Origin of the sequence: uncultured Rhodococcus sp. (assembly GCF_963525155.1) — a bacterium.
Taxonomy (GTDB): Bacteria; Actinomycetota; Actinomycetes; order Mycobacteriales; family Mycobacteriaceae; genus Rhodococcus_F; species Rhodococcus_F qingshengii.
In genome coordinates this window covers 1-10,904 of sequence record NZ_CAURKP010000169.1, presented here as the reverse complement: position 1 = coordinate 10,904, position 10,904 = coordinate 1, and the positions used below count along the sequence as shown (strand labels likewise).

Genomic DNA, 10,904 nt, shown 5'->3' with positions numbered 1-10,904 from the left:
CAGTGGTGATGCGCGCCAAGGACGGAAAGCGCTCGGCGGAAGTGTTTGTCCCGTCGATCGCCGTGATTGCGAAATGCGTCGGAACGCCCGACGACGGTGAGCGCGCAAAGGTGCGACTCACCGCCGTCGACACCGTCAAACGGACGGTGGAGTTCACGTTCCCGGCGTAGCGAGCTACCGGTAAGAATCGGTGGCTTCCACCAAGTGATGTGCGATGCCGGGCTCCATCGCGGAGTGTCCGGCGTCGTCGACGATCACGAGCTTGGATTCGGGCCACGCCTTGTGCAGCGCCCAGGCGCTGGTGGCCGGGCAGACGACGTCGTAGCGGCCCTGGACGATCGTCCCCGGAATGCCGTGCAGTGCGGAGCTTTTGCGTAGGAGTTGGTTCTCGTCGAAGAACCCGCCGTTGACGAAGTAGTGGTTCTCGATACGGGCGAAAGCCAAGGCGAACCGGGTCTCGGAGTTCTGTTCGATCTTGTCCGCCTGTGGGTACAGGTAGCTCGTCGATCCTTCCCAAGCCGACCAGGCGATCGCTGCCCGGGCTGCGACGGCGGGGTCTTCGGAATGGAGCAGTTGGTGATAGACCGCGACGAGGTCTTCGCCGCGCTGCGCCTCGGGTACAGGTTCGAGGAATTTGTCCCAGCGCTCCGGGAAGATGTTTCCCGCGCCGCCGTTGTAGTACCAGTCGATCTCGCTACGACGCAGGAGGAAGATCCCGCGCAGGACCAGCTCAGTGACGCGCGTAGGAAACGTTTCGGCGTAGGCGATGGACAGCGTGGAACCCCAGGACCCGCCGAAAACCATCCACTTGTCGATCGAAAGATGTTCGCGCAGGGCTTCGATGTCGGCCAGCAGCTTGTCCGTCGTGTTCACCGACAGGTCGGCGCCGTCGGCAACGTGAGGGGTGGACCGCCCGCAGCCGCGCTGGTCGAGTAGAACGATGCGGTATGCGGCCGGATCGAAGAACTGGCGTACCGCCGGTTGCGCACCACCGCCGGGGCCACCGTGCAGGAACACCACCGGCTTGCCGTCCGGATTTCCGCTGACTTCCCAGTACATGCTCTGGCCGTCACCGACATCGAGGAAGCCGGTGACGAAAGGCTCGATCGGGGGATACAGACTCCGGAGAGTCGACGGCTGCCCTGAAGTGGCTGACGTGTCGGTCATCAGAAGCCCACCAGGCCGGAGGCGAGATCGGGGATCTCGAGTGCGGAAATCGCGCCGCTCCGGACGTCGGGGCACGCGGCTGAGGTTGCCGCGTCGATGCTTTCGCGGTTCTGAGCGAGATCGAGCAGGTTGATGCCGTTCTGCGTCGCCCACGTGATGACGATCGTGTTCAGTCCGCCCTTGCCGAGCGTCGGAGTGACGGTCCGCCAGTTCTGCAGCTGCCCTTCCATATCCGAGCACAACTGCTGGACCTGAGCGTCGGTGAACGTCGAACCGGACGCGGTTGTTGCCGGCGCCGTCGTGGTGGAACTCGCGGGCGTAGTGCTGCTGGGCGCGGGAGAGTTGGTGGACCCTCCCGCGCATCCGCTCAGCACCGTGACGAGAGCTGCCGCGCCGACTACAGCTGCGGCAGTAGAACTTCGACGGTTACCGATCATTGAACGCACCCCTGGCTGGTTGAGAGACAGGCGGCGTTCGCCGGTCTCGGATCAGAAACTGTGTTCTGCGGCCGGGAAAGCGCCAGTGCGAACTTCTGATGCATAGGCTGCGGCTGCGGAACGCAGTTCGTCACCGACGTTACCGAAACGCTTGACGAACTTGGCTGTCTTACCACTCGTGTAACCCGCCATGTCCTGCCAGACGAGTACCTGAGCGTCGCATTCGGAACCGGCCCCGATGCCGACGGTGGGGATGGTGAGTTTGCGGCTGACCTGGCCCGCAATCTCGGCCGGAACCATTTCCATGACGACAGAGAACGCCCCGGCTTCCTGGACTGCAATGGCGTCCGCCACAAGCTGCTCGGCCGCGTCGCCGCGACCCTGGACGCGGAAACCACCGAGCGAGTTCACGCTCTGCGGGGTGAATCCGACGTGAGCCATGACGGGGATGCCGGCCGAGGTGATTGCCGCGATCTGCTTGCTCATCCGCTCGCCGCCCTCGAGCTTGACGGCGTGTGCGAGGCCTTCCTTCATGAACCGTGTGGCAGTCGCCAGGGCCTGCTCGGCGGAACCCTCGTAGGTGCCGAAGGGGAGGTCGGCGACGACGAGTGCGTGCGGCGCGCCGCGAACGACGCCACGCACGAGCGGGAGCAGTTCGTCGACGGTGATCGGCACGGTGGTGTCGTAGCCGTAGACGACGTTGGCGGCAGAGTCGCCGACGAGCAGCACCGGGATGCCTGCGTCTTCGAAGATGCGCGCCGTGGAGTAGTCGTAAGCGGTGAGCATCGACCAGCGTTCGCCGTTCTGCTTCATCTCGGCGAGGTGGTGAATGCGCGTCTTACGCTTCGGTGCATCAGTAGAGCTTGCAGTGGGTACAGAAACTGCACTGGGTACAGAACCGTAGAGAGGTGTTTCGGACATCGTTGTCCCTTTCTGGCCTCGAGGCCCTGAGCGTTGATCGCTTTCGGGTCCCCGGGTGTGGGTGATGACGTGTTCAGTCTGCCACCGGACATCGCCGACACGAATAGTTGACGGGGTGCAATGGGTCACATCACCGCGCGCGTATCAGGTAGGTGCCGAGACGAGGCGAACCGCTGGCTATCGCGGTTTCCTGGCACCATCGATGGCATGTCGAAGTTCGTTCGCCTCTCCGGTGCCCTCGCTGGAAGCGCAGCAGTGCTCGTGTTGGTTGTCGGTTGCACCAGTTCGGAAGGCACGCCCGAATCAGTGGAACCTGCTGGTTCTGCCGCGTCCGCGGTGCCGTCCGGCCTCGAGAAATTCTACGAGCAGACGCTCGACTGGGGTTCGTGCGACCAATTCGTCGAAGAAGGAACTGCGCCGCTGGGGCGTGGGGTCGACTGCGCCGAGGTGAGCGTTCCCGTCGACTACGCGAATCCGAACGGCGACACCGCGAAGGTGGTGATCTCGCGTTCGAAGGCAACCGGCGACCGCATCGGCTCACTGTTGCTGAACCCCGGCGGGCCGGGTGGGTCCGGGCTGTCGATGGCGACCTCGGGTTCGGGCACCGAATTGCAGGAACGTTTCGACATGATCGGCTTCGATCCGCGGGGGATCGGGGCATCGACGCCGCAGGTTCGGTGTCTGACGCCGGAGGAGATCGACGCGGAGCGCGCGGAGGTCAACGTCGACATGACGCCGGAGGGCATCGCTCTCGCCGAGGCGGACAGCAAGGACTACGCAGCCAAGTGCGCCGAGCGGACCGGTACGGAGTTCCTCGCTCATGTCGGTACCTACGAGGTGGTGCGAGATATGGACGTCATTCGGGGCGTTCTCGGCGATCCGAAGATGAACTACCTCGGGTTCTCGTACGGGACCCGGCTCGGATCCACTTACGCCGAGACCTTTCCGCAGAACGTCCGAGCGATGGTCCTCGACGGCGCGCTCGACCCCGAGCAGGATCCGGTCGACGAGGTGGTCTTGCAGGGGCAGGGTTTCCAGGGCGCATTCGACGCCTTCGTCGCCGACTGTGTCTCGCGAACGGACTGCCCGTTGGGTGACGATCCGGCGCAGGCGCAGGCACGCTTCCAGGCACTCGTCGATCCGCTGATCGAGAAGCCGGCGGAGACCACCGATCCACGCGGGCTGAGCTATTCCGACGCGATCACCGGCGTCCAGCAGGCCCTGTATTCGCCGCAGTTGTGGACTCCGTTGCGTGGAGGTCTGTCGAGTCTGGCCGACGGACGCGGCGACTCGCTGCTCAATCTCGCCGACATGTACGAAGGCCGTGAAGACGACGGCAGCTACTCCAACATCAACGACGCGTTCAACGCCATTCGCTGCGTGGACGATCCGGCAACCACCGACCGCGCCGAGGCCGGCGAATCCGACACTCGGTACCGCGAGGCGGCGCCGTTCCTCGACGACGGCCGCGGGACGGGTCAAGCGCCGCTCGACCTGTGCGCGTTCTGGCCCGTTCCGGCTACCGGCAGCCCTCACGCGCTCGACCCCCAGGCGCTCGCCGATGCCGGCCTGCCTCAGTTGGTCGTCGTCTCCACGACGCAGGATCCGGCAACGCCGTATCAGGCCGGAGTGGATCTCGCCAAGCAGTTGGGCGCTGCCCTGATCACGTTCGACGGAACCCAACACACGGTGGTTCTGGACGGAAACTCCTGCGTCGACGATGCCGTCGTCGACTACTTCGTTTACTTGAAGGCACCGGAAGAGGGTCTGACATGTTAACCGGCGCGACGCCGTACGCTGCGCCTATTCGATGGTGACCAATCACTCTGTTAACCGGGACCACTGATGTAACACAGATTTAACGTGGCTTGCTTAGTCTCGCGTGCATGGATCGCCAAAAAGAATTCGTGCTTCGTACCCTGGAAGAGCGCGACATTCGGTTTGTCCGCTTGTGGTTCACCGATGTTCTCGGGTACCTCAAATCGGTGGCGATCGCCCCCGCCGAACTCGAAGGCGCCTTCGAGGAGGGAATCGGATTCGACGGTTCCGCCATCGAGGGATTCTCACGAGTCTCCGAAGCCGACACCGTCGCTCGGCCCGACGCCTCGACATTCCAGATCCTGCCGTGGGCCCACAAAGACGGTGCGCAACATTCCGCGCGCATGTTCTGCGACATCACGATGCCCGACGGTTCGCCGTCGTGGGCAGATCCGCGCCACGTCCTGCGTCGCCAGTTGAGCAAGGCCAGCGATTTGGGCTTCAGCTGCTACGTTCACCCGGAAATCGAGTTCTTCCTTCTGGAGAACGGTCCGATCGACGGCACTCCGCCGATCCCGGCCGACTCGGGTGGATACTTCGACCAGGCCGTCCACGATTCGGCTCCGAACTTCCGCCGCCATGCCATCGACGCACTCGAGTCGATGGGCATCTCGGTCGAGTTCAGCCACCACGAGGCCGCGCCGGGTCAGCAGGAGATCGATCTGCGCTACGCCGACGCCCTCTCGATGGCCGACAACGTCATGACGTTCCGGTACGTCGTGAAGGAGGTCGCGATCGGTGAAGGCGTTCGGGCGAGCTTCATGCCCAAACCGTTCAGCGATCAGGCCGGCTCCGCGATGCACACCCACATGAGCTTGTTCGAGGGCGATACCAACGCCTTCCACAATCCGGACGATCCGATGCAGCTCTCCGAGACCGGCAAGGCATTCATCGCCGGCATCCTCGAGCACGCCAACGAGATCAGTGCGGTCACGAACCAGTGGGTCAACTCGTACAAGCGACTCGTTCACGGGGGAGAGGCGCCCACTGCCGCGTCGTGGGGCCCGTCCAACCGATCGGCTCTCATCCGCGTTCCGATGTACACGCCCAACAAGGCGTCCTCGCGCCGCGTCGAGATCCGTAGCCCAGACTCGGCTTGCAACCCGTACCTGACTTTCGCGGTCCTGCTTGCTGCCGGTCTTCGCGGCATCGAGAAGGGCTACACCTTGCCGCCCGAGGCAGAAGACGACGTGTGGTCGTTGACCTCCGCCGAGCGCCGCGCCATGGGTTACAAGGAACTGCCGAGCAACTTGGACAGCGCTCTGCGCGAGATGGAGAAGTCGGAGCTCGTGGCCGAAGCACTCGGCGAACACGTCTTCGATTTCTTCCTGCGCAACAAGCGTCGTGAGTGGGAGGAATACCGCAGCCACGTGACGCCGTTCGAGCTCAAGACCTACCTCGGTCTGTGACGGTGAAACCGCCCGCTGCGAGATCAGCAGTTCCAGGACCGGGTCGACTCGGGCTGGTCGAGCCCACCGCTGCCGACGAGTTGCGTCAGCTCGGTTGGGTCGACGCCGAGAGCATCGAACTCTTGTGGTCGCTGTCGCGTGCCGCGAACGCCGACCTCGCTCTGCGCACCCTTGTGCGGATCAAGGACGGGCTCGGCGACGGGTGGCGCGAACTCGATCAGGCCCTTCGCAAGGACAAGAGCCTGCGCGGCCGTTTGTTCGCACTGGTGGGTGCGTCGTCGGCCTTCGGCGACCACCTGGCCGCGGATCCGATCGGCTGGAAACTGCTCGACGGCACCGCTCTGCCGACCAAGGACGAGGCGACCGCAGCGTTGCTGGAGGTCGTGGGTGCAACTGTCGACGAGGGTGCCACCGAAGGTTCATTGACCTACCGCGCCACCGTGACCGGACCGGAAGCTGTTGTTGCTCTGCGTAAGAGCTACAAGGACCAGTTGATGCTGCTGGCTGCGGCTGATCTTGCGGCGACCGTCGAGAACGAACCCGTAGTTCCGTATCAGACTGTGGGGCACCAGCTTTCCGATCTGGCCGACGCCGCGCTGACCGCTGCACTTGCGGTGGCCATCGCAACGGTGTGTCCCGAGGGCAGCTGTCCGATCCGGCTCGCCGTGATCGCCATGGGCAAATGTGGTGCGCGCGAGCTGAACTACGTCTCCGACGTCGACGTGGTGTTCGTCGCCGAACCGGCCGATGCGACGGCCAGTCGCGTTGCCGGTGAGATGATGCGTATCGGTACCTCCGCATTCTTCGAGGTCGATGCTGCGCTGCGGCCCGAAGGCAAGCGCGGAGAATTGGTTCGCTCCCTCGAATCCCACATCACGTACTACAAGCGCTGGGCCAAGACCTGGGAGTTCCAGGCACTGCTCAAGGCTCGTCCGATGACCGGCGACATGGAGCTCGGTCGCCAGTACTCCGAGGCGATGAGCCCGATGGTGTGGATCGCCTCCGAGCGCGAGGACTTCGTCCCCGAAGTCCAGGCCATGCGTCGACGCGTCGAGGAAATGGTTCCCCCCGAACTGCGTGAGCGCGAACTCAAACTCGGCCGCGGAAGTTTGCGCGACGTCGAATTCGCCGTCCAACTCCTGCAATTGGTGCACGGGCGCGCTGACAGTTCGTTGCATGTCCAGAGCACCGTCGATGCACTGACTGCATTGGCGGCGGGTGGATACGTCGGCCGCGACGACGCCGCCAACCTGACTGCGTCGTACGAATTCCTGCGTCTGCTCGAGCACCGTCTGCAGTTACAGAAGCTCAAGCGCACGCACACCCTGCCGCCGCCGGACGACGAGGAAGCGCTGCGTTGGCTGGCCCGCGCCGCGCACATGCGACCCGACGGTCGTCTGGATTCCCTGGGAGTCCTGCGCGCCGAGATCAAGCGGAATTCGCATCGGATTCGCCGCCTGCACGCCAAGTTGTTCTACCGCCCGCTTCTCGAATCGGTGGCGCGGATGGACAAGGAAGCACTGGTCCTGGGGCCAGAAGCCGCGGTTCGCCAGTTGGCCGCTCTCGGTTACACGGCACCCGAGCATGCTCTCGGGCATCTGACTGCACTGACGAGTGGCGCTTCACGCAAGGGTCGCATTCAAGCGCTCCTGTTGCCGACTCTGCTCGAATCACTCGCGGACACACCGGATCCCGATGCCGGGCTGCTCGCTTACCGCAGGCTCTCGGACGCGCTCGTCGACCAGACGTGGTTCCTGCGCCTGCTCCGCGACGAGGCTGCGGTGGCCGAGCGTCTGATGACCGTGCTGGGCTCGTCGGCGTACCTACCCGACCTGCTCATCAAGGCTCCCGACGTGATTCGCTTGTTCGCGGATTCGCCGAGTGGACCGCGCCTGGTCGAGCCGAAGCCCGAGGATGTGGCTCGCGGGATCCTCACCGCCTCCGGTCGACACAGTGATCCGAATCGTGCTGTTGCCGCGGCCCGCTCGCTGCGCCGACACGAACTTGCCCGCATCGCTTCGGCCGACATCCTCGGCATGCTCGATGTTCCCGCAGTCTGCAAGGCGCTGTCCTCGGTCTGGGCTGCGGTGCTCAACGCGTCGCTCTCCGCTGTGATCAAGGCCAGCGTCACCGAACTCGGGACCGAGGCTCCCGCCAGTTTCTCCGTCATCGGCATGGGCCGATTGGGCGGCGGGGAACTCGGCTACGGATCCGATGCTGACGTGCTGTTCGTGTGCGAACCTCGTGAGGGCGCCGATGAGACCGTTGCGGTCAAGTGGGCCAACAGCATTGCCGACAAGGTCCGCAAGCTCCTCGGGGCACCGAGTACCGATCCGCCGCTCGAAGTCGATACCGGACTACGTCCGGAAGGCCGTAACGGTCCGATGGTGCGCACTCTCGAGTCCTACGACGCGTACTACGCGAAGTGGGCTCAGGCGTGGGAGATTCAAGCGCTGCTTCGTGCGCACCCGGTTGCCGGTGATCCTGAACTGGGACTGCGGTTCCTGCACATGATCGACAAGACCCGCTACCCCGAGGGCGGCGTCAGTGATGCGGCGGTGCGCGAGATCCGGCGCATCAAGGCGCGAGTCGATTCCGAAAGGCTCCCGCGCGGAGCCGATCCGGCGACGCACACGAAACTGGGTCGCGGCGGCTTGGCCGACATCGAGTGGACTGTGCAACTGCTGCAGCTACGCCATGCCGACAAGATCGAGTCGCTGCACAACACGTCGACGCTCGAGACTCTCGACGCCATCGGGGCCGCGGAACTGCTCAGCGAAGGTGACGTCGAACTGCTGCGTGACGCCTGGATCACCGCGACGAAGGCACGCAACTGCCTCGTTCTGGTGCGGGGGAAGCCGACAGATCAGCTTCCCGGTCCCGGACGCGTCCTCGCGGCGGTGGCGCAGGTCGCTGGATACGGCGACGACGCAGGGGAATTCCTCGACAACTACCTGCGCATCACGCGTCGGGCAAAAGCAGTGGTGGAGAGGGTCTTCGGCGGGGAGTAGCGTTTTCGCTCAGTCTTGGCGAACCGGCGCATTCGCGGCGAACTTGCGGACTTCGGCGTCCTGCCACACGTGGGCGGGAACTCCTCCGCCGAGTAGCTCGCGCGCGAGCGCGGGTTGCCCGCCGATCGGTACGTCGCTGCCCGCGATGATCATGTTGCCGTAGCGGCGGCCCTTGAGCATCGCGGGATCGGCGATGATCGCCATGTGTTCGAACTGTGCGCCGATCGTTGCGGCCTCGCTGCGCGCGCCCTGGAGATCCGGGGTGTCGCCGCAGTTGACGATGTAGATACCGCCCGGTGCGAGCACGCGTCGTACGTGGGTGGTGAATTGCGCCGTCGTCAATGGTGTCGGAGTTGTGCTGCCGGCGAAGACATCTCGTATCACGAGATCGCGGGTGGACTCGGTGAGAGTTTCCGTGACGGCGCGGGCCTCGCCGACACGAATGCGCAGCAGTGGTGCGCGCGGAAGGTCGAACCAATCGCGCACGAGTTCTGCCAGAGCGCCGTCAATTTCGACCACCACCTGACGTGCGTCGGGGTAAGTGGCGGCGAAATATCTGGCCATGGAGCAGGCACCGCCGCCGAGATGCAGGACCCGCAGACGCTCGGCCTTGTCACGTTCGGAATCGACCAGATGCGCGATCCACCGCATGTATTCGAAATCGAGCACCGTGGGATCCGCGACGTTCACGTGGGAACTGGGCACTCCGTTGATCTGGATGATCCAACTGTCATCGGAGTACTGATCGCGGACAAGCTCGCACGTCCCGGTATCGATGGGGAAAGTGCCGGAGACGGGACCGGACTCGCCTCGCTCGGGAGCACTGCTGCGAGTTCTGGTCTTGCGAGTTCCCTTGGCCACTGTGTCCATGTTAGCCGTGCGCCTTTTTGGTAGTGCCCACTACCAAAAAGGCACACGGACCGACGGTATTCTCGGGCTACTTCAGGCACACTCGTACATGGAGTGTGATCGGCGACACAAATGCCGGCGCGTTCTTTCGTCGTCCGTGCATCACGAAGAATTTCGAGGAGTGCAGGTGAAGGTCAAGGCAGCGGTAGTCAAGGCGCCAGGTCAGGCGTGGGAGATCGAAGAGGTCGAGCTGGGGGACCCGGTCTCGGGTGAGGTGCAGGTCCGACTCGCCGCATCGGGGCTGTGCCATTCGGACGAACATTTGCGTACGGGCGCCAGCCCGCTGCCCTTCTACCCGGCCCTGGGCGGGCACGAAGGCGCCGGAGTGGTGACGAAGGTCGGCCCGGGTGTCGCGAGCGTCGAAGAAGGCGACCACGTGGTTCTCGCCTTCATCCCGGCGTGCGGACGTTGTCCGTCCTGTGCGAAGGGTCTGCAGAACATCTGCGACGAGGGAGCCGGCCTGTTGACCGGGCAGGCGATCTCCGACAAGACGTACCGCGTCACCCTCGACGACGAGCCGGTCATCCAGATGTGCCTGCTCGGAACATTTTCGCCGTACGTGACCGTCAACGAGGCGTCGGTGATCAAAATCGAGAAGGACATCCCGCTCGACAAAGCGGCCTTGCTCGGCTGCGGTGTTGCCACCGGCTGGGGATCGGCCACCGCGATCGGTGGAGCCAAGGTCGGCGACACGGTGGTGGTCGTCGGCGTCGGCGGCGTCGGAATCAACTCGGTGCAGGGTGCGGCGTCCGCCGGAGCACGATTTGTGATCGCGATCGATCCCGTCGAGTTCAAGCGCGACAAGGCAAAGGAATTCGGCGCCACACACACTTTTGCCTCCCTCGAGGAAGCGCTACCGGTGATCGGCGAGATCACCTGGGGCAAGATGGCCGACGTCACCGTGATCACCGTGGGCGAGATTCACGGCGACATCATTCAGCCCGCGCTCAGCGCGACGGGCAAGGGTGGCCAGGTCGTGGTCGTCGGAATGGGGCATTACGCAGATTCGCAGGTGACGCTCAGCCTCTTCGAGCTGACCCTTCTGCAGAAGCGTTTGCAGGGAGCCATCTTCGGCGGGGTAGGGCCACGGTCCCAGATTCCCAAGTTGCTCGATCACTATCGAAGCGGCGCACTCAAACTCGACGAGTTGGTGACCAAGACTTACAAGCTCGAGGAGATCAACGAGGGGTACGCCGACATGCTCGAAGGAAAGAATCTGCGCGGGATGATCG

At 64.2% G+C, this 10,904-nt stretch carries 9 protein-coding genes; 5 read left to right on the top strand and 4 right to left on the bottom strand.

The genetic code is table 11. From position 1 onward, the window contains the following. Positions 1-8 precede the first annotated feature (8 nt). A complete protein-coding gene (locus RWT78_RS24035; protein WP_314681446.1) occupies positions 9-170 on the top strand; it encodes a hypothetical protein in 162 nt (53 codons plus the stop codon). Between the two features lie 4 nt (positions 171-174). Here RWT78_RS24035 and pip read toward each other — a convergent pair whose 3' ends face one another. From pip to panB, 3 genes are read right to left on the bottom strand one after another with little or no spacing between them, the layout of a single operon-like run. Beyond that, positions 175-1,167, bottom strand: coding sequence for a prolyl aminopeptidase (gene pip, locus RWT78_RS24030; RefSeq protein WP_054186669.1), 993 nt, complete (start codon positions 1,165-1,167; stop codon positions 175-177). Continuing rightward, complete coding sequence (locus RWT78_RS24025) at positions 1,167-1,604, bottom strand: hypothetical protein (protein ID WP_007735455.1); 438 nt, start codon at positions 1,602-1,604, stop codon at positions 1,167-1,169. Before RWT78_RS24025 ends, pip begins: the two co-directional genes overlap by 1 nt. Before the next feature lie 51 nt (positions 1,605-1,655). Continuing rightward, the gene (gene panB, locus RWT78_RS24020; RefSeq protein WP_007735454.1) at positions 1,656-2,525 is read right to left on the bottom strand and encodes a 3-methyl-2-oxobutanoate hydroxymethyltransferase; all 870 of its coding nucleotides are present in this window, start codon (positions 2,523-2,525) and stop codon (positions 1,656-1,658) included. A gap of 207 nt (positions 2,526-2,732) precedes the next feature. Here panB and RWT78_RS24015 point away from each other — a divergent pair, with 207 nt between their 5' ends. From RWT78_RS24015 to RWT78_RS24005, 3 genes are all read left to right on the top strand, one after another. Then, the gene (locus tag RWT78_RS24015; protein WP_003941633.1) at positions 2,733-4,304 is read left to right on the top strand and encodes an alpha/beta hydrolase; all 1,572 of its coding nucleotides are present in this window, start codon (positions 2,733-2,735) and stop codon (positions 4,302-4,304) included. 107 nt (positions 4,305-4,411) lie between these two features. Continuing rightward, positions 4,412-5,752 (top strand): glutamine synthetase family protein, encoded by a 1,341-nt coding sequence (locus tag RWT78_RS24010; RefSeq protein WP_003941637.1) that lies wholly within the window; start codon positions 4,412-4,414, stop codon positions 5,750-5,752. Beyond that, positions 5,749-8,763: a bifunctional [glutamine synthetase] adenylyltransferase/[glutamine synthetase]-adenylyl-L-tyrosine phosphorylase gene (locus tag RWT78_RS24005; protein WP_314681440.1), complete on the top strand. Its 3,015-nt coding sequence runs from the start codon at positions 5,749-5,751 to the stop codon at positions 8,761-8,763. Before RWT78_RS24010 ends, RWT78_RS24005 begins: the two co-directional genes overlap by 4 nt. A gap of 9 nt (positions 8,764-8,772) precedes the next feature. On the opposite strand, the gene RWT78_RS24000 is transcribed toward RWT78_RS24005, so the two are convergent. Next, on the bottom strand, positions 8,773-9,633 hold the full coding sequence (locus RWT78_RS24000; RefSeq protein ID WP_314681439.1) for a fused MFS/spermidine synthase: 861 nt from the start codon (positions 9,631-9,633) through the stop codon (positions 8,773-8,775). Positions 9,634-9,799: 166 nt separating this feature from the next. On the opposite strand from RWT78_RS24000, the gene RWT78_RS23995 reads away from it, so the two are divergent. After that, on the top strand, positions 9,800-10,904 hold a 1,105-nt coding region (locus RWT78_RS23995; protein WP_314681436.1), incomplete at its 3' end, for an NDMA-dependent alcohol dehydrogenase.